At 60.7% G+C, this 21,307-nt stretch carries 18 protein-coding genes, 2 tRNA genes and 3 rRNA genes; 9 read left to right on the top strand and 14 right to left on the bottom strand.

Annotation, left to right across the window (positions count from 1 at the left end):
* Nucleotides 1-97 precede the first annotated feature (97 nt).
* Both ACH9L7_RS03795 and ACH9L7_RS03790 read right to left on the bottom strand, forming a co-directional pair.
* Complete coding sequence (locus tag ACH9L7_RS03795; RefSeq protein ID WP_396612407.1) at nt 98-829, bottom strand: helix-turn-helix transcriptional regulator; 732 nt, start codon at nt 827-829, stop codon at nt 98-100.
* A gap of 144 nt (nt 830-973) precedes the next feature.
* Nucleotides 974-1,534, bottom strand: a complete 561-nt coding sequence (locus tag ACH9L7_RS03790) for a TATA-box-binding protein (protein WP_007540652.1) — start codon at nt 1,532-1,534, stop codon at nt 974-976.
* Nucleotides 1,535-2,209: 675 nt separating this feature from the next.
* On the opposite strand from ACH9L7_RS03790, the gene ACH9L7_RS03785 reads away from it, so the two are divergent.
* The 5 genes from ACH9L7_RS03785 to ACH9L7_RS03765 all read left to right on the top strand — a co-directional run bounded on the left by ACH9L7_RS03785 (nt 2,210) and on the right by ACH9L7_RS03765 (nt 8,839).
* Nucleotides 2,210-3,682 (top strand): 16S ribosomal RNA (locus tag ACH9L7_RS03785).
* A 94-nt stretch (nt 3,683-3,776) separates the two neighbouring features.
* A tRNA-Ala gene (locus ACH9L7_RS03780) sits at nt 3,777-3,848 on the top strand.
* 216 nt (nt 3,849-4,064) lie between these two features.
* A 23S ribosomal RNA gene (locus ACH9L7_RS03775) occupies nt 4,065-6,977 on the top strand.
* Between the two features lie 108 nt (nt 6,978-7,085).
* A 5S ribosomal RNA gene (gene rrf, locus ACH9L7_RS03770) occupies nt 7,086-7,207 on the top strand.
* The 16S, 23S and 5S rRNA genes sit together here with 1 tRNA gene alongside, the layout of an rRNA operon.
* A 417-nt stretch (nt 7,208-7,624) precedes the next feature.
* On the top strand, nt 7,625-8,839 hold the full coding sequence (locus tag ACH9L7_RS03765) for a hypothetical protein (RefSeq protein WP_396612406.1): 1,215 nt from the start codon (nt 7,625-7,627) through the stop codon (nt 8,837-8,839).
* 117 nt (nt 8,840-8,956) lie between these two features.
* Here ACH9L7_RS03765 and ACH9L7_RS03760 read toward each other — a convergent pair whose 3' ends face one another.
* Both ACH9L7_RS03760 and ACH9L7_RS03755 read right to left on the bottom strand, forming a co-directional pair.
* A complete protein-coding gene (locus ACH9L7_RS03760; RefSeq protein WP_396612405.1) occupies nt 8,957-9,391 on the bottom strand; it encodes a hypothetical protein in 435 nt (144 codons plus the stop codon).
* A 33-nt stretch (nt 9,392-9,424) separates the two neighbouring features.
* Nucleotides 9,425-9,760, bottom strand: coding sequence for a hypothetical protein (locus tag ACH9L7_RS03755; RefSeq protein WP_396612404.1), 336 nt, complete (start codon nt 9,758-9,760; stop codon nt 9,425-9,427).
* Between the two features lie 210 nt (nt 9,761-9,970).
* On the opposite strand from ACH9L7_RS03755, the gene ACH9L7_RS03750 reads away from it, so the two are divergent.
* Nucleotides 9,971-11,161: a redox-regulated ATPase YchF gene (locus ACH9L7_RS03750; RefSeq protein ID WP_396612403.1), complete on the top strand. Its 1,191-nt coding sequence runs from the start codon at nt 9,971-9,973 to the stop codon at nt 11,159-11,161.
* Between the two features lie 60 nt (nt 11,162-11,221).
* The gene (locus ACH9L7_RS03745) at nt 11,222-11,668 is read left to right on the top strand and encodes a hypothetical protein (protein WP_396612402.1); all 447 of its coding nucleotides are present in this window, start codon (nt 11,222-11,224) and stop codon (nt 11,666-11,668) included.
* An 81-nt stretch (nt 11,669-11,749) separates the two neighbouring features.
* Here ACH9L7_RS03745 and ACH9L7_RS03740 read toward each other — a convergent pair whose 3' ends face one another.
* The 7 genes from ACH9L7_RS03740 to ACH9L7_RS03710 all read right to left on the bottom strand — a co-directional run bounded on the left by ACH9L7_RS03740 (nt 11,750) and on the right by ACH9L7_RS03710 (nt 17,220).
* On the bottom strand, nt 11,750-12,349 hold the full coding sequence (locus tag ACH9L7_RS03740; RefSeq protein WP_396612401.1) for a GNAT family N-acetyltransferase: 600 nt from the start codon (nt 12,347-12,349) through the stop codon (nt 11,750-11,752).
* Between the two features lie 117 nt (nt 12,350-12,466).
* The gene (locus tag ACH9L7_RS03735; RefSeq protein WP_396612400.1) at nt 12,467-13,768 is read right to left on the bottom strand and encodes a 5'-deoxyadenosine deaminase; all 1,302 of its coding nucleotides are present in this window, start codon (nt 13,766-13,768) and stop codon (nt 12,467-12,469) included.
* A 166-nt stretch (nt 13,769-13,934) separates the two neighbouring features.
* Nucleotides 13,935-14,009, bottom strand: a tRNA-Glu gene (locus tag ACH9L7_RS03730).
* 84 nt (nt 14,010-14,093) lie between these two features.
* A complete protein-coding gene (locus tag ACH9L7_RS03725) occupies nt 14,094-15,251 on the bottom strand; it encodes an amidohydrolase family protein (protein ID WP_396612399.1) in 1,158 nt (385 codons plus the stop codon).
* Between the two features lie 136 nt (nt 15,252-15,387).
* A complete protein-coding gene (locus ACH9L7_RS03720) occupies nt 15,388-16,185 on the bottom strand; it encodes an MOSC domain-containing protein (protein ID WP_396612398.1) in 798 nt (265 codons plus the stop codon).
* Complete coding sequence (locus ACH9L7_RS03715) at nt 16,186-16,914, bottom strand: archaeal proteasome endopeptidase complex subunit alpha (protein WP_396612397.1); 729 nt, start codon at nt 16,912-16,914, stop codon at nt 16,186-16,188. It abuts the gene before it with no gap.
* A gap of 126 nt (nt 16,915-17,040) precedes the next feature.
* Nucleotides 17,041-17,220 (bottom strand): HVO_2922 family protein, encoded by a 180-nt coding sequence (locus tag ACH9L7_RS03710; RefSeq protein WP_396612396.1) that lies wholly within the window; start codon nt 17,218-17,220, stop codon nt 17,041-17,043.
* Between the two features lie 188 nt (nt 17,221-17,408).
* Between ACH9L7_RS03710 and sufB the strand changes: the two genes are divergently transcribed.
* Together sufB and ACH9L7_RS03700 are read left to right on the top strand one after the other, a co-directional pair.
* Nucleotides 17,409-18,842: a Fe-S cluster assembly protein SufB gene (gene sufB, locus ACH9L7_RS03705; RefSeq protein ID WP_396612395.1), complete on the top strand. Its 1,434-nt coding sequence runs from the start codon at nt 17,409-17,411 to the stop codon at nt 18,840-18,842.
* 58 nt (nt 18,843-18,900) lie between these two features.
* Nucleotides 18,901-19,392 carry a hypothetical protein gene (locus ACH9L7_RS03700; protein ID WP_396612394.1) on the top strand — a complete coding sequence of 164 codons (492 nt, stop codon included), beginning with the start codon at nt 18,901-18,903 and terminating at the stop codon, nt 19,390-19,392.
* A gap of 30 nt (nt 19,393-19,422) precedes the next feature.
* Here the strand turns inward: ACH9L7_RS03700 and ACH9L7_RS03695 are convergent, their stop codons facing one another.
* The 3 genes from ACH9L7_RS03695 to thyA are packed head-to-tail and all read right to left on the bottom strand — an operon-like array spanning nt 19,423 to nt 21,181.
* Nucleotides 19,423-19,632, bottom strand: a complete 210-nt coding sequence (locus tag ACH9L7_RS03695; protein ID WP_396612393.1) for a DUF4177 domain-containing protein — start codon at nt 19,630-19,632, stop codon at nt 19,423-19,425.
* Nucleotides 19,629-20,186: a dihydrofolate reductase gene (locus tag ACH9L7_RS03690; RefSeq protein WP_396612392.1), complete on the bottom strand. Its 558-nt coding sequence runs from the start codon at nt 20,184-20,186 to the stop codon at nt 19,629-19,631. Before ACH9L7_RS03690 ends, ACH9L7_RS03695 begins: the two co-directional genes overlap by 4 nt.
* Nucleotides 20,183-21,181, bottom strand: a complete 999-nt coding sequence (thyA, locus tag ACH9L7_RS03685) for a thymidylate synthase (RefSeq protein WP_396612391.1) — start codon at nt 21,179-21,181, stop codon at nt 20,183-20,185. The genes ACH9L7_RS03690 and thyA overlap by 4 nt, the downstream gene beginning before the upstream one ends.
* Between the last annotated feature and the right edge of the window lie 126 nt (nt 21,182-21,307).

The raw sequence follows: 21,307 nt of genomic DNA, 5'->3' as shown, positions 1-21,307 counted from the left end.
CTGTTTTCCATATCTCACAACCAATCTCCTCCAACTAGCACCAACCGACCCTCTACGTCTCACACTCCCACGAACCGTTGCTCTGTGCCGAAGCAGTTTATTCGACCTGAAGTTTTTGCTCGATTGGGACTGTGTACTCTCGAACCGTCTCGTAGAGTGACTCCACCCAATCAACGACCACTTCGTCGTCACCGTCTACGAGGGCAACCATGTTGTCGTGGTCGTCGTACGATGCGACGACACCGTGGCCGTCGACAAGCAGTAATCCGAAGTCCAGTTCGTTTTCGGAGATTCGCAGCGAGAATTGCTCTAACTCGTGGGCGTGTTCGAGCGAGGAAGCGTACTCAGACTTCGACCGCTCCAACACGTTCTCGTCGATGATGAGTTCCATCTCGGTGTCGGGTCCGAGGACGTCCTCTGCCGACTCGTTGAACAGGCGACTGACGATGGGTGCGATACCACGGAAGTCCGCCACCGGTTCGTCCCCGAGAATGGTGAGATAGCGGTCGATTGGTGCGTGCGGGTCGCCATCGGCGGCGGTCGTGACCGTTAGCTTGTCGAGTACGTCGTTTCCGACGTTCGCTACGTTCTCTCCGGCATTCGTCAGGAACTCTCGCAACCGGTCTGCGCGCTCGACGGACGCAACTAGTTCTCGGTACTGGTCGTAGACCATCTCCCCGCCGGGGGTGAGTTGGTACCGGCCGTCTGCTTTCTCGACCCAGCCTCTGTTGCAGAACCCCGCGAGTGTTCGCTGGGCGGTCTCTCGGGCGCAACCGCAAACTGCTGCGAGTTCCGTCGGCCGTCGTGGTTCGGTGGCGAGCGCGTCCATTATCGCCGTTCTACTCTCCGACCCCACCAAAAACGAGATGTCCGACCGCGCACTCATATCGTACGAATTCGGCTGTCCGATTGATTACACTTTTGGACGCATCGCTAGCCGACTATCCGCTGATAAAAGTGTGGTCGAGTGCGACTATCCGAGGAGACCGAGTGCGTCGATGCGCTCGACAATCTCTTCGACTGCCGTCTCTGCGTCGTCGGTGCGCTTACCGCCGGTGATGACGATTTTCCCAGAGCCGAAAAGCAGGATAACGACCTTTGGTTCGTCCATTCGGTAGACGAGGCCGGGGAACTGCTCGGGTTCGTACTCGACATCTTCGAGGCCGAGACCGATTGCGAGGGCGTTCAGGTTCAGGTTGTGACCCAGGTCCGCACTCGAGACGATGTTCTGAACCGTAATCTCGGGTTCGTCGTCGACGGGAATTTTCAGTTCACGAAGCTTATCGAAGATGATGCCGAGTGCTTCGTGTACGTCGTCGATGCTCTTTGCACCCGTGCACACGATCTTCCCGGAACGGAAGATAAGTGCCGCAGCCTTCGGGTCCTGTGTACGATAGACGAGACCGGGGAAGTTGTCTGGATTGAAATCGGCGCCGGGAAGGTCGTCGGCGAGGGCTTCGAGGTCGAGCTCCTGACCGATTCCGGTCGATGCGACTACGTTCTGAATCTCGATGGAGTCTGCCGGCCCACTCATTGCTCGCTTTTCAATCATACCTCCGTCCTTATAAAGCGACCCGTTATAAACCGCTTTCAATGGGGTCGTTGCGGTCCCCCTTTCGCACGCGCGCGAAACTAATACTTTGTTTCAGCCGTTTCGAATCTGATGTCACGCCGTACCGCGCGTGAAGTTATGGCACTCCTCGTGTCTATTTTTCTCACAGAGCCACTAAATCAACGGGGTTAAATGTAACCGTGCCATTCGGACTAATGCGAAGAAGCGCACGGGGGCACGCCCCCCGACGGCTTCACTTTCGAACGCCCACGACCCAAAGGCCGTCAGGCACATACCGGGTGACACACACTCCCGGGCTGCCAACGATACGATGGCCTTAAGTGGTCCAAGGCATTTCGGAAGAATGCGAACGACACACCGCGATTGCAGGGCGATTCAACGCGTCCTGCCTCACCGGCTTTGACCGACCGAGGTTCGACGGGTTTATACCCCCGAACATCGTTGGTTCAAATCCGAAGGAAATGAGGATTCCGCCCCTGCGGTACGCCGCAAGACGGTATCTGATGTTAGCCCTAGTAGTTCGGTGACATCCGAACGGATGTCGCACGAACTCGGACCTTTGAACGGTGATTTGACAGCATATCGCTGCCATTCACCCGCCAAAACCCCGCGACCAGGTTTAAATGGTCGCGACCCATTCCGGTTGATCCTGCCGGAGGTCATTGCTATTGGGGTCCGATTTAGCCATGCTAGTTGCACGAGTTTAGACTCGTGGCGAAAAGCTCAGTAACACGTGGTCAAACTACCCTACGAAGACCCATAACCTCGGGAAACTGAGGCTAATAGGTCATAGGAGAGTCACGCTGGAATGCCGACTCTCCCAAACGCTCAGGCGTCGTAGGATGTGGCTGCGGCCGATTAGGTAGACGGTGGGGTAACGGCCCACCGTGCCGATAATCGGTACGGGTTGTGAGAGCAAGAGCCCGGAGACGGAATCTGAGACAAGATTCCGGGCCCTACGGGGCGCAGCAGGCGCGAAACCTTTACACTGCACGCAAGTGCGATAAGGGGACCCCAAGTGCGAGGGCATATAGTCCTCGCTTTTTCCGACCGTAAGGTGGTCGGCGAATAAGGGCTGGGCAAGACCGGTGCCAGCCGCCGCGGTAATACCGGCAGCCCAAGTGATGACCGATATTATTGGGCCTAAAGCGTCCGTAGCCGGCCACGAAGGTTCATCGGGAAATCCGCCAGCTTAACTGGCGGGCGTCCGGTGAAAACCACGTGGCTTGGGACCGGAAGGCTCGAGGGGTACGTCCGGGGTAGGAGTGAAATCCTGTAATCCTGGACGGACCACCGATGGCGAAAGCACCTCGAGAAGACGGATCCGACGGTGAGGGACGAAAGCTAGGGTCTCGAACCGGATTAGATACCCGGGTAGTCCTAGCTGTAAACGATGCTCGCTAGGTGTGGCACAGGCTACGAGCCTGTGCTGTGCCGTAGGGAAGCCGAGAAGCGAGCCGCCTGGGAAGTACGTCCGCAAGGATGAAACTTAAAGGAATTGGCGGGGGAGCACTACAACCGGAGGAGCCTGCGGTTTAATTGGACTCAACGCCGGACATCTCACCAGCTCCGACTATAGTAATGACGGTCAGGTTGATGACCTTGCCACGACGCTATAGAGAGGAGGTGCATGGCCGCCGTCAGCTCGTACCGTGAGGCGTCCTGTTAAGTCAGGCAACGAGCGAGACCCGCACTTCTAATTGCCAGCAACAGTTTCGACTGGTTGGGTACATTAGAAGGACTGCCGCTGCTAAAGCGGAGGAAGGAACGGGCAACGGTAGGTCAGTATGCCCCGAATGAGCTGGGCTACACGCGGGCTACAATGGCCGAGACAATGGGTTGCTATCTCGAAAGAGAACGCTAATCTCCTAAACTCGGTCGTAGTTCGGATTGAGGGCTGAAACTCGCCCTCATGAAGCTGGATTCGGTAGTAATCGCATTTCAGAAGAGTGCGGTGAATACGTCCCTGCTCCTTGCACACACCGCCCGTCAAAGCACCCGAGTGAGGTCCGGATGAGGCCACCACACGGTGGTCGAATCTGGGCTTCGCAAGGGGGCTTAAGTCGTAACAAGGTAGCCGTAGGGGAATCTGCGGCTGGATCACCTCCTAACGACCGAGACCACCCCGACGGGGTGGCTCAACGCTGATTTCCGAGTTTACACGACACCCGTTCGGACACCTTAGAACTACTAGGGCTGACACGGGCCCATAGCTCAGTGGTAGAGTGCCTCCTTTGCAAGGAGGATGCCCAGGGTTCGAATCCCTGTGGGTCCATGGTAAGCGATGTTCAACACACGTTGAATCGCTCCCCTTAAGTGTGGGACGACGATACGATGTGATGGACATTGACGACTGATGCACCAACCCGCGCAAGCGCGGTTGGGAAGGGTCGAATACACGCCTCGGAGATCACCGAGGGTGTATGATGAAACCGTGTGTACGTGCAATCCAGGCGTCCACTGGACCCGTTCTCCGGGTCACAGTGACTATATCAACTGGCTACTGTGCCAGCTGGTGGATAGCTCGGCTCGAGAGCCGATGACGGACGTGCCAAGCTGCGATAAGCCTCAGGGACCCGCATGGAGGGAAAGAACTGAGGATCTCCGAATGGGAATCCCCACGCAATTGCCTTGCGCAATGGGGAACGTTCCGAATTGAAACATCTTAGTAGGAACAGGAAAAGAAAGCAATCCGCGATGTCGTTAGTAACGGCGAGTAAACGCGATACAGTCCAAACCGAAGCCTTCGGGCAATGTGGTGTACGGACTACCCAACACGGACCTGGACCTTACGTGAAGTCTTCTGGAATGGAGCGTGATACAGGGTGAAAACCCCGTAACGTAAGCGAAAGGTCCCGGGGTTGTTCCAGAATAGCGGGGGTTGGATATCCCTCGTGAATTACGCAGGCATCAACTGCGAAGACTAAACACTCCTCGAGACCGATAGCGAACAAGTAGCGTGAGCGAACGCTGAAAAGCACCCCGAAAAGGGCGGTGCAATAGGGCTTGAAATCAGTTGGCGATAGAGCGACGTAGCATACAAGGTCGATTGACGAATGAACTGGGAGCGATCCCGTAGTAAGACTCAATCGAAGCCGATGTTACGTCGTACGTTTTGAAAAACGAACCATGGAGTGCATCTGACTGGCGAGTCTAAGGAGTGAACCTCCGGAGGCATAGGGAAACCGATACGGCCGCAGTCTTTGACCAGGGCCACCGTCTTCAAGGGCGGGGAGCCAACCGGATGCGACCCGAAACCAAGTGATCTACGCCGGAGCAGGGTGAAGCGTGGCGAAAGCTGCGTGGAGGCCCGTTAGAGTTGGTGTCCTACAATACCCTCTCGTGACTCTGGTGTAGGGGTGAAAGGCCCATCGAACTTGGCAACAGCTGGTTCCAACCGAAACATGTCGAAGCATGACCTCTGATGAGATAGTTCGTGAGGTAGAGCGACCGATTGGGAGTCCGGACTCCGAGAGGAGTTCGCCTCCCTGTCAAACTCCGAACTTACGAACGTCGTCGATTCAGGGAGTCCGGTGTGCGGGGTAAGCTTGTGCACCGTGAGGGAGACAACCCAGAGCTAGGTTAAGGACCCAAAGTGTGGATTAAGTGCGATTGAAGATTGTCTCGAGCCCTAAACAGCCGGGAGGTGAGCTTAGAAGCAGCTACCCTCTAAGAAAAGCGTAACAGCTTACCGGCCGAGGTTCGAGGCGTCTAAAATGATCGGGGCTCAAATCCACCTCCGAGACCTGGCAGCGCCCGCAAGGGCGATCTCGTAGGTTGGCATACTGTTTGGGTGGAAGCACGGGTGAGAACTCGTGTGGACCGAGCAGCAACGAAAATCATGGTCTCAGTAGCAGCGAGAGTCGGGTGTGAACCCCGACGGCCTTACGCGCAAGGGTTCCTCGGCACTGTCAATCAGCCGAGGGTTAGTCGATCCTAAGTCTAACCGTAATTCGAATTAGATGAAAGGGAAACTGGTTAATATTCCAGTACCTTCTTGCAGTGAAAGTCGACGCTTTAGGAAACACCGAGCGGGGCCTTCGCCCCGTCGAATCACCGAATTCCGTGGAAGCCGTAATGGCACGAAGCGGACGAATGGTGAGATAGGGAAACTCGGCGGTACCTAGAGCCCGTGAAAAGACAAGCAAGAAGCTCGTACCGAGATCCGACACAGGTGCGCTGGCAGAGCAAGCCAAGGCCTGTCGGGATCAACCGACGTTAGGGAATTCGGCAAGTTAGTCCCGTAAGTTCGCGATAAGGGATGCCTGCTCTTGACCGAGCAGGTCGCAGTGACTCGGACGCTCCGACTGTCTAGTAACAACATAGGTGACCGCAAATCCGCAAGGACTCGTACGGTCACTGAATCCTGCCCAGTGCGGGTATCTGAACACCTAGTACAATAGGACGAAGGACCTGTCAACGGCGGGGGTAACTATGACCCTCTTAAGGTAGCGTAGTACCTTGCCGCTTCAGTAGCGGCTTGCATGAATGGATCAACGAGAGCGTCACTGTCCCAACGTTGGGCCCGGTGAACAGTACGTTCCAGTGCGGAGTCTGGAGACCCCCAAGGGGAAGCGAAGACCCTATAGAGCTTTACTGCAGGCTGTCGCTGAGACGTGGTCGCTAATGTGCAGCATAGGTAGGAGCCACTACACAGGTACCCGCGCCAGCGGGCCACCGAGGCAACATTGAAATACTACCCGTTAGTGACTGCGACTCTCACTCCTGGCGGAGGACACCGGTAGCCGGGCAGTTTGACTGGGGCGGTACGCGCTCGAAAAGATATCGAGCGCGCCCAAAGATTTCCTCACGCGAGTCGGAAACTCGTGGAAGAGCGCAAGAGCAAACGGAAGTCTGACAGTGACATTCCCAACGAGTGTCGCTGACGCGAAAGCGTGGTCTAGCGAACCTACGAGGTTCATTCATGGGACCCGTAGATGACAGAAAAGCTACCTTAGGGATAACAGAGTCGTCACCGGCAAGAGCACATATCGACCCGGTGGCTTGCTACCTCGATGTCGGTTCCCTCCATCCTGCCCGTGCAGAAGCGGGCAAGGGTGAGGTTGTTCGCCTATTAAAGGAGGTCGTGAGCTGGGTTTAGACCGTCGTGAGACAGGTCGGCTGCTATCTATTGGGGGTGTGAAGGAACTTGACGTGAACGTTCGTATAGTACGAGAGGAACTACGAATGGGTGCCACTGGTGTACCGGTTGTCCGAGAGGGCAGATGCCGGGCAGCTACGCACCGCAGGGTAAGAGCTGAAAGCATCTAAGCTCGAAACCTACACGGAAAAGAAGTTCCACTGAGGTCACTCGTAGAAGACGAGTTCGATAGACTCGGGGTGTACGCAACGAGGCAACGAGTTGTTAAGCCCGCGAGCACTAACAGACCAAGCCACATTCATACGCACTGAGACTCGGGAACGGGTCCAGGCGCAAACTGGATTGCACGTACATTAGTCAGACGCCAGACCGATATTGGTATGGTGACGGTTCGATTCCGTCAATCGGCCTTACGGCGGCCAGAGCGGTGAGGTTCCACCCGTACCCATCCCGAACACGGAAGTTAAGCTCACCTGCGTTCTGGTCAGTACTGGAGTGAGCGATCCTCTGGGAAATCCAGTTCGCCGCCACCATTCATACTTCAAGCCCACCGGACGCTGTCCGGTGGGCTTTCTTCATTTATAGGGTGTGTGTCCACACGCCCGTCATCCGCTCGTGAGCGATAGCGCTCGGTGATTCGTCAAACCCCACCAGTACGCGAACGGGCACACAATACGCCGCCGTGAGCTGCGGCACCCGGGTGCGTTTTCCTAAATACATAACACTGACTCGAACGGCCGCGCTGTCGGACACCGCCCGAGGGGGCGGTGACCGACGGCGACCGCCCGAGACGGTGGTTGAGGCAATTCGATATCGAATCCGAACGGAAAAGGAGCGAAATCGACAGACGAAAGCCCGATTCAAATCCCGTTAAATGACGTGAAATTCAGCGAAAACCGGAGTTAGCGTTGACCCCTTTTACTGTAGTGGGGTTCGGAGGAGGGGATGCAATGAACGCCAGCAAACTCACCACGGCAGTCATGGTCGTCGCGATGTTGACCGTCGCGATGGTCCCCGCGACTGTCGGTGCGGCGAGCGCCGAGGCAACAGTCGACATCGGGGTCACACAGGACGCCGAGACCGGCAACGCCACGGTGACCGTCGTACAGAACCAGTCGGCCGTCGAGAATGCGACGGTCGTCGTCGAATCGAACGAGAGTTACAGCGGCAACGGCACGTACGAGACGGACGCGAACGGGACGGTCGAACTCCCGAACCCGCAAGAGCAGGTAAACGTCTCCATCACCGCGACCGTCGACAACAACAGCACGACCGAATCCGCGACGCTCGTCCCCCTGAACGAGTCGCTGGACGTGTCGGCCGAGGCTGACGACGCCAACGACACGGTGACGGCGACCGTCACGCAGTACGGCGAGGCAGTCGAGAACGCGACGGTGCAGGTCAACGGCACCGACTTCGACAACGCCACGTACGAGACGGACGCAAACGGCACCGTCTCGTTCGACGAACCGGCGAACGAAACCACCCTCACCATCGTCGCCACGAGCGACAACCTGTCCGCGGAGACGACCCTCACCGCTGGCGGTGACAACCTCTCTATCGGTGTGTCGCAGGACGAAAACGCGACGGTCACCATCAGCGTGACCGAAGACGGTGAGGCCGTCGAGAACGCGACGGTCACTGTCACCGGAAACTACACCGACGCCGGTGAGTACCAGACGGACGAGAACGGTACCGTCGAACTTTCGGCACCCCTCCAGAACGTCACGGTGAACGTGACCGCCGAACACGACGGTCTGACCGCCGAGACGACGGTCACGCTGCAAGGTGAAGTCTCCGAAGACGACCCCTTCGGTTCGTTGGTCAGTAACTTCGTCGAGCGCCTCAAGCAGGCGGGCGTCGACGGACCGATGGGACAGGCCGTCTCGGACTTCGTGACTGAGAACAACCCGGGGAAAGCTGACGAAAAGCGCCCCGACCACGCTGGCAAGAGCGACAAGGCACCGGGCAAGTCGAAGAACGCCTCGGACACGGAGCGCGGCCCGCCGGAACACGCCAAGAACGGCGCGGACAAAGCGGACGACGACGCCGAGGAGGAATCTGAGGAAACGACCGAAGACGACTCCGAAGAAGAGACCGAAGACGGCGAGACCGACGACGACACGTCCAACGGGCCGCCGGACCACGCGAACAACGACAAGTAATCGGGCGTAAAGACGACGGCTGAGGGACGGCCGCTCACGGCACGACGGATGCAACACGCCACCTAGTCAGAGGCACCCCACACGGAGACGGCTACCGTACCGCTCCCGAGCCGTCCTTCAGCCGCCGGTTCCATTTTCTCCTTCTGTTCGAAGTTCGCGTACGTTCACATCACTGAGGGAACCGAGTCGCGACGCCGAAACGTCGAACCGTTCGACCGCCAGTCGCGCCCCTTGGACGACGAGTTCGTCGTCGACGCGAGCGGGTGTCCCGCTCGGATACCACGCGGAGTCGTCGGTGGCGGACACGACGCCCCGAAGTGAGTCACGGAGGCGTCGGTGTGCGACGAGCGTCGAGACGAACGCGAGCGATGCAGCGAGGGTGACGCCGTCGGCGTCGAAATCGGCGGTTCCCGCTTCACATCGTGCAGTTTCTAACGCTCCGGCGAGCGCGAGCGACCGTCGGGCGTCCGCGTCGTCAGTCAGTGCGCGGGCGATGGCCGCGTCTTGTATCTCGCGGAGCGCCGCCGCGGTGTCGATATCGGTGGTCGTCACGGGTAGGGAGTAGAAGAAAAGCGGTATCGGTGGTTATGCGTCGTCGAACGACGGTTCGCGGAGGTCGTAACCGACGACGGTCCCGTCGGGAGTGAGTGTGATACGGCCGAGAAACACCGTTTCGTCGACGGGGTTGTGCGTCGCGATGGCTCGGAGGACACGCTCTTGGTCGAGGCGGTCCCAGGTGGCGCGCTCGACGAGGCGCTGGAACTCGTCGGGGTCGGTCCACCCGGAGTCGATATCGGACGGAACGTTCACCACGAATCGGAGTTCGGTCTCCGTAACGTGGACGCCGACGCCGAAGGTATCTCCGCGAGGGGGCTCGTCGGCATCGGATGTGGGCTCCGTCGTCTCGTCCCGGTCAGTCATTGTCGGGTGTCGGTGACGTGAGGACAAAGAGCCACCGGACGTGAGGTGAATGGAGTCGGTCGCAATCCGGACCGGTATCCTCCAGGGTCGATGCCCCGGGGTCGCGTCCGCGAAACCTGTCTCCAGCGGCGTCTAAGGGTGTCAATACCACGCAAAGCGCGTCCAACGTCGAACCGTTATTAGCGTTCGAGATACCAGTCCGACCAACGAATGAGCTACAAGATTGGTCTCGTCGGAAAACCATCCGTCGGGAAGTCAAGTTTCTTCAATGCGGCGACGATGAACGACGTTCCGGAGGGGGCGTACCCGTTCACGACTATCGACCCCTCCATCGGCGAGGCGTACGTGCGCGTCGAGTGTGCGGCCCCCGAGTTCGACGAATCGTGTACGCCTTCTGTCGGCTACTGTAACCACGGCATGCGCTTTGTCCCCGTCAAACTCGTGGACGTTGCGGGTCTCATCCCCGGTGCCCACGAGGGCAAGGGTCTCGGAAACCAGTTCCTGACCGACCTCAACGAAGCGGACGTACTGGTCCACGTCGTCGACTTCTCCGGCGAGACGGACATCGAAGGCGAGGCCACGGAGGGCCACGACCCCCGCAAGGACATCGACTTCCTCGAAAACGAACTCGATATGTGGTATCTCGGCATTCTGGAGAAGGGTATCGACCGCTACCGCTCTGGCTACCACGGCGAGGAGAAGGATATCGAAGTCGACCTTGCAGAGCAGATGTCGGCGTTCAAGACGAACAAAGACGAGATTAAACAGATTATCCTCGCACTCGGTCTCGAACTCGACCCCGACGAGTGGGACGACGGCGACAAGGAGGCCCTCGCCCGCGAGATTCGAAAGCGCACGAAGCCAATCATCATCGCGGCGAACAAGATGGACAAGCCCGTCTCTCAGGAGAACTACGAGGAGATTACCTCGGACCCTGACTACGACCACCTGACGTTCGTCCCGACGAGCGCCCACGCAGAGAAGGCGCTGAAGAAGGCCGAAGAGGGCGGTATCGTCGACTACCGACCCGGCGACGACGACTTCGAAATCGTCGGCGACGTGAGCGAAGAGCAGGAGGCGGGCCTCGAACAGATTCGCGAGTTCGTCACCGAGTACGACGGCACGGGTGTCCAGCAGTCCCTCGAAACGGCGCTGTTCGACGTGATGGGCGCGATTGCAATCTTCCCGGGAAGCGCGAACGGCAAGTCCGACACGCAGGGTGTCTTCCGCGACTGCTTTATCCTCCCCGAAGGCTCGACGACCGAAGACTTCGCGTACCACCTCCACTCCGACATCGGCGACGGACTTCTCCACGGTATCGACTGTCACTCCAAGCGGCAAATCGGGTCCGACCACGAACTCGACCACCGCGACGTGGTCGAAATCGTCTCGACCAATTAAGATTTCGTGAATATCGGCGGCAATCGCAACACGGTTATACGGCCAGACAAACGGGGCGGTATGGGTGAGGCCGAGGACCGACCAGCATCGCTCGATGTTGAAATCGGTGGGCTTGGTGGTGAAGTAACGCTCGCGGACCTGTTTCCGCCGTCGTGGGTCGATGAGCACTGCGACGTGGCGTCGATAGACGAGTTCGTCGCCGAAAGCGGATTCGACGTGACGGACCAGGAGTCGTTCGAGTCGATTCCGGACCACGAGTGGAACCGACACGTCGAGACGCATTCGACGTTCGACGACTGGGAGGCGATGCTCTCGGCCGGTGTGGAACACTACGTCAGCGCCCGAAACGGCGACACTGACGCCGCCGCAGACACCGAAACCGACTCGGCCGAGTCGGCCGCCGATGCGAACGACAAGGCAGACGGTTCAGCCGTCGACGCGAACGACAAGGCGGACGGAGAAGGCGACTCGACCGAAGAAGAGCAGTCGCCTCCGATGAGCGTCTGACGGAGTTCGAGAAGCTAGTTCTCGCGTCTTCTAGACACTCGATTTTCGCGTACGACGCCCACGAAGGCCCGACGAGTCGTGTCAGGACGCGTTCTCGATGACTAACGTTCCCGCTTCGAGTGCGGCGTCCCACCACGCGCGAGTCTGTGCATCCGACACCGAAAGCGGCGGTTCTGGGTCTTCAGGACGGGTGCGCAGGTCGAACGCCCACCACTCCACGTCGTGCCACGTTCCGTGTTTGTAGCCAACTGCGTCGAAGCCACCGACGCGCTCGAATCCCATCGACTCGTGGAACGCGATGCTGGCCGGGTTCGGCGTCGTGATGACGGCGTAGGCGGTGACGTATCCCTGCTGTTCGAGAATCTCGAAGAGCGCCGTGTACAGACCGCGGGCGACGCCGCGGCGCTGAAAGTCGGGGTCAACGTAGACGGAGACTTCGACCGCCCACTGGTAGGCGTCACGCTCCCGGACGGGGCCGGCGTAGGCGTACCCAGCGATATCGCCGTCGAGTTCACAGACGAGCCACGGGTGGTGTGTCTTCGTTTGGAGTTTCGTCCGCAGGTCGTCGATGCTCGGCGGGTCGTAGGCGAAGGTAATCGCCGTCTCCTCGACAAATGGGGCGTAGATAGCTCGAATCGCGGGAAGGTCAGACTCCGTGACGGCGCGGAGGCGAACAGCCATAGTACAGGTGCAGTGGCCGGAGAGAAAGAAGCGACGGTGGCGGCCGGTTTGGCGGTGGTGGCGGCTGGTTTGGCGGTGGTAGCGGCCGGTTTGGTGGTGGAACCAGACTCCGAGCGGTCAGTCGTCGCCGATTTCCGCGGCGTACTCGCGGGCACGTCGCCGGATTTGGTCTGCGTCGGCGCGGACGTGCTCACCGTGGTCGTAGAGCACCTCGCCGTCGACCATGGTGAACACGACATCGTCGCCGTGGGCGGAAAAGACGAGATGCGACAGCACGTCGTGGAGGGGGGTCGCACGCGTTAGGTCGGTCGTCAGGCCGACAACGTCGGCTTTCCAACCTTCACGCAGGGCACCGACGCGGTCGAATCCGGCGGCCTTAGCGCCGTTTCTGGTCGCCATCTCGAAGACGGTTGCTGCAGGCGTACTTGTGGGGTCGAACGACTCGACTTTCTGGAGGAGGCTCGCCTGCCGCATCTCAGTGAATGGGTCGAGTGTGTTGTTACACGGCGGGCCGTCGTTTCCGAGTGCAACATTGATGCCGCGTTCGAGATAGTCTCGGATGGGCGCGATGCCAGAGGCGAGTTTCATATTCGACGACGGGCAGTACGTGACGTGCGTGCCCGTCTCGGCGAGTACCTCGCGCTCGGAGTCGTCGGTGTGGACGCAGTGGGCGAGTACCACGTCGTCGCCGGTAAGTCCAACCTCGTCCAGCCAGTGGATATTTCGCATCCCTGTCTCGTCTTCGACGGTGGCAATCTCGTCTTGGTTCTCGCTCGCGTGGGTGTGGATTCGGACGCCGTCGTAGGTGTCGGTGAGTTCACGCGCACCGCGGAGGCACGCTTCCGAGCAGGTGACGGCGAATCGCGGCGTCACCGCATACTGGATGCGGCCGTCGAAGGTGTCGTGGTGGCGCTGGATGAGTCGCTCCGTTTCGGCGAGCGCGTCGTCGGTGTTTTCTTGGAGTCCGTCGGGCGAATTCGAGTCCATGAGGACCTTTCCAAGTCGGCCACGGATTCCCATCTCACCGGCCGCTTCGAAGGCTTCGTCGGCGTGACGAACCGAGAGGTGGTCGACGACGCCGGTCGTCCCCGACTCGATGCATTCGAGATAGCCGAGTTCCGCCGCGACACGCATCCCGTCGGCGTCGAGACCTGCTTCCATCGGGAGGACGTGGTCGAAGAGCCAATCGAGAAGTGACGTGTCGTCTGCGATACCGCGCCCCAGCGACTGAACCGAATGGACGTGGGCACCGACAAGGCCCGGGGCGACGATGTCGAACTTCCGTCGTTCGTGGTCCGGATACGTCTCGACGAGTGTCGCTCGCTCGCCGACTGCAACGATACGGTCGCCCTCGGTGACGAGCGCCCCGTCTTCGATGATAGTGGTCGCGTCTGCAACGACCGTTCCCGCGAGTAACATCCTCGTTCGGGTAGTAGAGCAACGGGGAAATAGTTGGGGCATCGGCTTCGTCAGGGATTCGAACTCACTCACAACCCTTCGGGGTGTTCGCTGCTCCAATCCCTTCCTCCGAAATTTTGGAATCTGACACCGCTCGCTGCCGCTCGCGGGTCAGGATTTGGAAAAGTGCTCCGTCAGGGATTCGAACCCTGGTCATCACCGTGAGAGGGTGATATGATTGGCCGGACTACACCAACAGAGCACGTTGGTACATTCTCTGTTACCGCGTGGTTTCGTAAAAGGTTGTCGCTTCAAATCGGCCGTGTCACCCCCTGCCGTGTTGCGATTAGGCGACCTGCGACCCCGCTCGATACACCTGTTCGACGGTCCGCCACGCACTTGCGTCCTCGCTCGGGTCGGAGTCGAGGACGACCAAATCTGCCACGTATCCCTCGGCGACCTTCCCCACGTCGTCGAGTCCAAGCAACGCAGCACCGTTGACCGTCGCGGCTTCCAGCGCCTCGGCGGGCGAGAGTCCATACTCGACCATCAATTCCATCTCGCGGAGCGCGTTCTGTCCGTGGTCGTTGAAGGGCGTCCCCGCGTCAGTACCCATCACGATGGTCACGCCTGCGTCGAGCGCGTGCTCCCACGCGACTTCGAATCGCTCGGCGGCGTCTTCGGCCTTAGCGACGGCCGCTTCGGGGATTCCGGCTTCGGTGCCCGCTTCGACGATTTCGCGGACGGCCGACGCCGTCGGCACCCAGTAGGTCCCGTTTTCGACGAGCAAGTTTGCAGCCTCCTCATCCATGAACATCCCGTGTTCGACGCTGGTGATACCAGCGCGAACAGCGTTCTTGATGCCGTTCTCGCCGTGGGCGTGCGCGGCGGTCGGGATTCCTTTCGCACTTGCTGCCTCGACGAGGGCGCGCATCTCGGCTTCAGTGAGTTCGGGCGCGCCGGTGATTGCACCCTCCGTGAGAACGCCGCCGGTAGCCATGCACTTCACCACGTCAGCACCGCGTTTGAGTTGCTCACGGGCCGCTTTTCGGACCTCGTCGGGGCCGTCTGCCTCACGGCCGAACCAGTGGCCGTGGCCGCCGGTCATGACGATGTTCTCCCCTGCGGCGTGGATGCGCGGGCCGTCGAGTTCGCCCGCGGCGACAGCGGCTTTCGCGCTCGTTGCGACGTTCCCCGGCGACCCGAGGTCGCGGACCGTCGTCACGCCCGCGTCGAGCGTCTGCTGAAGGGTGGCGGCCGCGCGGTAACAGGCGCGCTCTCGCGGTTCGTGCTGATAGCCCGCAACGTCCGGCCGCCCGTCCATCATCAGGTGGACGTGTGTGTCCACGAGCCCGGGGGCGACGACTGAACCCGAAACGTCTCGTTCGTCGCCTTCGACTCGGTCGCCGACCGAGTCGATTCGCCCGGTGGAGTCGTCGACGACGACGTTCGCCGTTCGTGGTCCATCCACGTCTACGACGGTCGTGCCGGTGAGTGTGAACATACACCTCACCATCCGTGGCGACGTTGTAAAGTCGAGGGTGTCGGCGAGGTGAGACGAGCGTCCCAGAAGCGAGGCTGGAATCGAGAAGCGAGAAGTGAGGCTGGAACCGAAGAAAAGTGACCGCGTGCCGGGTGGCTCAGGCGGGGAGCACGTCGCCGACGACAACCTCGTCACCGACAGCGAGCGTCTCGCCCCACGACGAGTCCGGAACCATCGTGTTGACCATGAGGCGGAAGTCGTGGTTGAACCAGTCGCCGCCGGACCATTCGGGGAGCGTCTCGCGGCGGCGCGTCATGAACGTCTTTCGGAACCCCGGCGTCGCCTCGCCCGTGTCCGGGTCGCGTGTCGGAACGACGCACCGCTGGCAGGGGTTGACGCCGCGGAACGACACGTCGCCGATGTCGAACTGGACGGTCGTCTCACGCGTGTCGAACAGGTGGTCCTCCCAGAACGCGTCGGGCGCGTCGAGTTCGAGGTTCGGGCGGAGACGCCGCCGCATCTCGTCGGTATCGACGCCATCGAACCACGAGGCGACCGTTTCGAGGGTCGAAGTGGAGATGACTGTCGGGCCGCTCGCGGTGGTGTCATCGGGGAAGCCACCGGCCGTATCGCGGCGGAGTTCGACGGGATACCCGAAGTAAGACGAGAGCCAATCGTCGGCGTCGTCGATGGGGCCGCGGTAGTCGTCTTGGTCGGGTGCCGTGAGGTGAACCGTCCGGTCGTCGAGGTCGACGGAACTCCGGATTCGATGGATTTCGCGCTCTCGCTTTCCGTTGACGTAGTTGCCATCGCTGTCGAAGATGGCGTACTCACGGTCGCCGCTGAGACCACCGTTTTCGACAACGTCGGCAACGCTGACGAACTCGGGGTCGAGCGATTTCACCGGGTAGACGGCGATTCGGTCCAGGGTGACTGTCCGCGCTTCGGCCGTCATTTACTCCTCGTCGGGGCGCTCGTCCACACCCTCGGCGAACGCTTCTGCGACATCCGCTTCGGAGACTGCTTCGTAGCCGTCTGCGGACACCATCACAACGTCCAGGTCTTCTGCGGTCAGTTCGTCGTCGGACGCGGCGAGCGCCTTCACCGCGAGAACGAGGCCGTCTTCGAGTGACAGTTCGTCCGAGTACCCGTCTTCGAGCACGGCCTGTACGTCCTCTCGGTGGCCGCCGATGGCGACTGCACGCCACTCGTGGGGCGTCCCCGAGGGGTCGGTAGCGAACAGTTGCGGGCGCTCGCCGAAGCCACCGACGAGGAGCGATGCTCCGTACGGGCGTGTCCCGCCGTACTGCGTGCTTTCCTGAATGTTGTCGGTGATGGCTTTGGCGAGCGTCTCGACATCGATTGGTTCGCCGTAGCGGAGGCGTTCGCGCTGCGCCGTCTCCCGAGCGAAGTCGACGAGTTTGCGGGCGTCAGCGACGTGACCCGCGCTGGCGGCACCGAGCGTCTCGCCGAGTTTGTGGAGTTTTTCGATGCTCGTCGTTTCCATGAGCGGCGACGGGGCCGACCGACGCGCTGCGAGTACGACGCCGTCTTGCGTCCGGACGCCGACGACGGGTGCGCCGCGCTTGACGGCCTCACGGGCGTATTCGACCTGATAGATACGACCGTCGGGAGAGAAAAGCGACGTGCCGCGGTCGTACGCCTGCTTGTCGTTTCGGTTCATCGGGAGACCACCACTCGCGCGAGGGCAACGTGCGTCATTACTCGGTGGTGTGTTCCCGAGGCGGAAAAAGCCTCCACCCCCGGCAGGGTCGTGGGGTTCACCCAGCGAGACTGGGGCCCCGAAAGATTACTCCTCGACGACCGGCGCGTCCGGTGCGTTGGCCTTCACGCTCTCTATCCCCTGTTCAGCCTTCTGTTTCGAGGCGTAGCCCTCACCGGAGTCGGCGATGATATTTCCGTTGTCGTGGACGAGTCGCCAGCGATACTTCCCTCCCGCGTCGGTGAAGAGTTGGAATTCCGCTCCCATGCCGCCCCGTACGACGCCGCCCCACATATGTTGTTTGGCTGTCTAATAATCTGCGACGAGTCGAAGACGACACCGGCGGTGGCGGTTCGCCAATTCATCCCTGCTCGACAGACTGTCTTGTATTCAGGGTTCTGACGACCTGTACAGCGGATACCCTCTTACCGTTCGAGTGCCGATTGTCAAATGGTATGAGTACCCGAGAGGAGAGGCACTTCGAAGAAGCGGACGTACAGACCCGGTTCGGCTTCAAGAAGGAACAAAAGGCGGCCTTCGCGGCCGAAAAGGGTCTCACAGAAGAGACGGTTAGAGTCATCTCAGCGGACAAAGACGAGCCGGAGTGGATGCTCGAACGGCGTCTTCGCGCGCTCGAACAGTTCCAGAAGATGCCGATGCCGACCGGCTGGCCCGGCCAGCCCGACCTCTCTGAGGTCGACGTAAACGCCATTATCCCGTACATCCGCCCCGACGTGGAGATTCGCGGTGGCGTCGACGACTGGCGCGACCTGCCGGACGACATCAAAGACACCTTCGACAAACTCGGCATCCCGGAAGCAGAGAAGAACGCGCTCTCTGGCGTCGGCGCGCAGTACGAGTCCGAAATCGTCTACCAGAACATGCGCAAGCAGTGGGAAGAAAAGGGCGTCATCTTCATGGATATGGACAAGGCCGTCCGCGAACACCCCGACATCGTCGAGGAGTACTTCATGACGAAGTGCGTCCCGCCGAGTGACAACAAGTTCGCCGCACTCCACGGGGCTATCTGGTCCGGCGGGTCGTTCGTCTACGTTCCGGAAGGAGTCACGGTGGATATGCCGGTGCAGGCGTACTTCCGCATGAACTCCGCGGGGATGGGCCAGTTCGAACACACGCTCATCGTCGCCGAGAAGGACTCGGAAGTCCACTATATCGAGGGCTGTTCCGCGCCCAAGTACACCGTGTTCAACCTCCACTCCGGGTGCGTCGAGGTGTTCGTGAAGGAGGGTGCGCACGTGCAGTACTCGACCGTCCAAAACTGGTCGAAGAGCACCTACAACCTCAACACCAAGCGCGCGCTCGTCGACACAGACGGCCGTATGGAGTGGATTTCAGGGTCGATGGGCTCGAAGGTGACGATGCTCTACCCCTCGACGATTCTCAAGGGCCGTGGTGCCTCCGACAACCACATCACCATCGCCTTCGCGGGCGAGGGCCAGAACATCGACACCGGCGCGAAAGTGTATCACAACGCCCCCGAGACGAAGTCGACCATCGAGTCGAAGTCCATCTCGAAAGACGGTGGTCGCACCAACTACCGTGGCCTCGTCCGCATCGCTCGCGGTGCGACCGACTCGTCGTGTTCCGTCGAGTGTGACGCGCTGATGTTCGACAACGACTCGCTGTCGGATACGATGCCGCACGTCGAGGTGCACGAGAGCCACGTCGACGTTGCCCACGAGGCGACCGTCGGGAAGATCGGCGACGAGGACGTGTTCTACCTCCAGTCGCGCGGTCTCGACGACGACGACGCAAAGCAGATGATTGTGTCTGGCTTCATCGAACCCATCACGGAAGAACTCCCCATCGAGTACGCAGTCGAACTCAACCGACTGGTCGAACTCGAGATGGAGGGGAGCCTCGGATAGTCACTCGACAGCGCGGAACAACCCCTCTCTTATCGGGTCTCGGAACGTTTCTTCGAATATGCCCGCCTCCTCGTACCCGGCCACCGCGGTACTTGCCGCCCTTTTCGTCGGTCTCGTCGTCGGCGCTGGGGCGGTCGCGTTCGCAACACCGACAGTCCAGCCTATCTCTGCCACCTCGTCTCTCTCGGCCGCGACGGGGTGTCTCGGGCCGAATGAGACGACACCGACCTCGTGGGTCGGCCGTGCACCGGCAGGGGACCGGACGACGTTCCTGTTCAATCGAACGTTCACCCACGATTCGCCGAGCATTCGAATCGACGGGACAGTCGAAGAACAGGCAGACGGTGTCTACGTCTACCGACTGACGACCAGTCCGGACGAAGGCAGCGAGAAGACACCCAGCGACGACTGCATCCCGCGAACGAAGATGGATGCGGTCGCGTCGATTCCGAGTGACTACGAGTCGTTCACGGTGACGTTCGACGGCGAGGAGATGGTGACTATCGAGAACGACGGGTCAAATCCACTTTTCAGAACGCTCGAAGGCTGAGTGTGGTCGTGCGCCCCGGGTCGTTGCCGACTACCCTCGCGGCCGCTTGAACACGAGCGCCGTCTGCCCGCTTCCGGCACCGCCACCGCGCGAGTCAGAGATGGTATCGACGAGTTCCCACCCGTCGCCGCCGAGTGAGTTCATCGCGCTCTCCATCGGAGCGGTGTCGCCGCTGAACAGACCGCCGTCGCTGGTTCGGACGATTTTGTACTCCCACTTGGTCTCGATGGCGTCCGTCATCGTTCGTCTTTTTCCCCGCTTCGGCGTTCGTACACCACGAACGCGAACCCGTCGCGCTCGTCGCGCTCGGCCTCGACCCATTCGTCCGCGTCCCACTCAGGAAAGTGCGTGTCACCCTCGTAGGCGGTATCGAGTTCCGTGAGCACGAGTTTCGACGCCCGGTCGAAGAACTGCTCGTACACCGTCGCTCCACCGACGACGTACACCGTCTCGACGGCCATCTTTGTCGCAGCGTTCTCTGCTGCGCCCACCGCCTCGTCGACCGACGAAACCGTCTGTGCGCCGTCTGGAAGGTCGATGTCTCGACTCGTCAGGACGATGCTGTGGCGGCCGGGGAGTGGGCCGTCTATCTGCCGGGCGATACTCTCGTAGGTCGTCCGACCCATAACGACCGGATGACCCATCGTCGTCTGCTTGAAGTGCTTCAGGTCCTCGGGGAGGTGCCACGGCATGTCGTCGTCGCGGCCGATGACGCCGTTGTCGGCGACGGCGGCGACGAGGACGAACTGGACGTTCGCCTCGTCTGCCGGGCGGCGGGGTGCGTCGTCGCTCATTCAGCCACCGCGAAGCGAATCCCCTCCGCAGGGTCGTAGTCGCGGAGGACGATGTCGTCGAACGTCAGGTCCGACAGCGGCACGTCAGCGACTTCCAGCGTCGGGCGCTCGCGGGGTTCGCGCGACGCTTGCAGGAGGAGGCCGGGGACGTGGTCGTAGTGTTCTTCGCCGTCGGCTTCCTCCGGCGCGGCGTCGAGAAGCCAGTCGCGCACGTCGAGGTAGCCCTCCGGCTCCGTCACATCGCCGAGTCGAGTCTGGAGTTCGTCGAGGTGGTCACCGTACCACGCGCCGCGCTCGCCGGTCCCGCAGTAGACGTGGGCGTCGACGATGGTGTGGGCGAACTTCCCGAGTTCGAGCCCTTTGCGCTGGGCGACGATTTGTGCGAGAATGGCGTACGCCGCGATGTTGAACGGGATTCCGAGCGCGATGTCACCGGAGCGCTGGGTCAGGTGGACGTTGAGACGGTCGCCCTGCACGTTGAAGACGAAGGTGTAGTGACACGGCGGGAGCGTCGAGACGGCGGCGTTCGCGGGGTGCCACGCGTTGATGACCATCCGGCGCGAGGTGGGACTTTCTTCGAGCGTGTCGAGGACGTACGCGAGTTGGTCGAAGGTTCCCTCGTCGTTCATCCAGCGGTGTTCCTCGTCGGGCCACGCTTCACCCGGCACGCCGTCTTCCGGAACGGGATAGCGCCGCCAGAAGCGCCCGTAGGCCGTGTCCAGATGTCCTTCGTCGTCGGCCCATGCGTCCCAGATGCCCGTCTCCTCGCGGAGGTTCCGGATGTGCTCCTCGCCGGAGAGATACCACAGGAGTTCGTGGATGAGCGAGTTCCAGCGGAACCCAGAGAGGTCCTTCGTGGTGAGGAGCGGAAAGCCCTTCTGGAGGTCCACCTCGTAGTGCTTCGAAAACCCGGAGATGGTGTCTACGCCCGTCCGATTGGGCTTGTACTGGCCGGTGCCGAGAACGTCCGTCACGAGGTCGAGGTATTGGCGCATTGGTGGGTGTGAGAGGTGCCCTGAGCGAGCGTCGTTGTTACTGATGTGGTCGCCTCACAGTATATGAAATTGTAGGTGTGTCTTCTTGAGTGTCCCACTTTTCACCACTGACAGGAACGCGCCTTC

Origin of the sequence: Haloferax sp. S1W (assembly GCF_044593955.1) — an archaeon.
Classification (GTDB): domain Archaea; phylum Halobacteriota; class Halobacteria; order Halobacteriales; family Haloferacaceae; genus Haloferax.
The sequence above is the reverse complement of the archived record's forward strand: the minus strand, read 5'-3'. Positions and strand labels throughout refer to the sequence as shown.

What these genes read in the sequence shown, in the direction of transcription:
- ACH9L7_RS03720 (WP_396612398.1), bottom strand. Translation starts at nt 16,185, where the DNA reads ATGACGGCCGAAGCGCGGACAGTCACCCTGGACCGAATCGCCGTCTAC.
- ACH9L7_RS03725 (WP_396612399.1), bottom strand. Translation starts at nt 15,251, where the DNA reads ATGTTCACACTCACCGGCACGACCGTCGTAGACGTGGATGGACCACGA.
- ACH9L7_RS03750 (WP_396612403.1), top strand. Translation starts at nt 9,971, where the DNA reads ATGAGCTACAAGATTGGTCTCGTCGGAAAACCATCCGTCGGGAAGTCA.
- ACH9L7_RS03700 (WP_396612394.1), top strand. Translation starts at nt 18,901, where the DNA reads ATGCCCGCCTCCTCGTACCCGGCCACCGCGGTACTTGCCGCCCTTTTC.
- ACH9L7_RS03795 (WP_396612407.1), bottom strand. Translation starts at nt 829, where the DNA reads ATGGACGCGCTCGCCACCGAACCACGACGGCCGACGGAACTCGCAGCA.
- ACH9L7_RS03740 (WP_396612401.1), bottom strand. Translation starts at nt 12,349, where the DNA reads ATGGCTGTTCGCCTCCGCGCCGTCACGGAGTCTGACCTTCCCGCGATT.
- ACH9L7_RS03790 (WP_007540652.1), bottom strand. Translation starts at nt 1,534, where the DNA reads ATGAGTGGGCCGGCAGACTCCATCGAGATTCAGAACGTAGTCGCATCG.
- ACH9L7_RS03735 (WP_396612400.1), bottom strand. Translation starts at nt 13,768, where the DNA reads ATGTTACTCGCGGGAACGGTCGTTGCAGACGCGACCACTATCATCGAA.
- ACH9L7_RS03690 (WP_396612392.1), bottom strand. Translation starts at nt 20,186, where the DNA reads ATGAGCGACGACGCACCCCGCCGCCCGGCAGACGAGGCGAACGTCCAG.
- sufB (WP_396612395.1), top strand. Translation starts at nt 17,409, where the DNA reads ATGAGTACCCGAGAGGAGAGGCACTTCGAAGAAGCGGACGTACAGACC.
- ACH9L7_RS03745 (WP_396612402.1), top strand. Translation starts at nt 11,222, where the DNA reads ATGGGTGAGGCCGAGGACCGACCAGCATCGCTCGATGTTGAAATCGGT.
- ACH9L7_RS03765 (WP_396612406.1), top strand. Translation starts at nt 7,625, where the DNA reads ATGAACGCCAGCAAACTCACCACGGCAGTCATGGTCGTCGCGATGTTG.
- thyA (WP_396612391.1), bottom strand. Translation starts at nt 21,181, where the DNA reads ATGCGCCAATACCTCGACCTCGTGACGGACGTTCTCGGCACCGGCCAG.
- ACH9L7_RS03755 (WP_396612404.1), bottom strand. Translation starts at nt 9,760, where the DNA reads ATGACTGACCGGGACGAGACGACGGAGCCCACATCCGATGCCGACGAG.
- ACH9L7_RS03710 (WP_396612396.1), bottom strand. Translation starts at nt 17,220, where the DNA reads ATGGGAGCGGAATTCCAACTCTTCACCGACGCGGGAGGGAAGTATCGC.
- ACH9L7_RS03715 (WP_396612397.1), bottom strand. Translation starts at nt 16,914, where the DNA reads ATGAACCGAAACGACAAGCAGGCGTACGACCGCGGCACGTCGCTTTTC.
- ACH9L7_RS03695 (WP_396612393.1), bottom strand. Translation starts at nt 19,632, where the DNA reads ATGACGGACGCCATCGAGACCAAGTGGGAGTACAAAATCGTCCGAACC.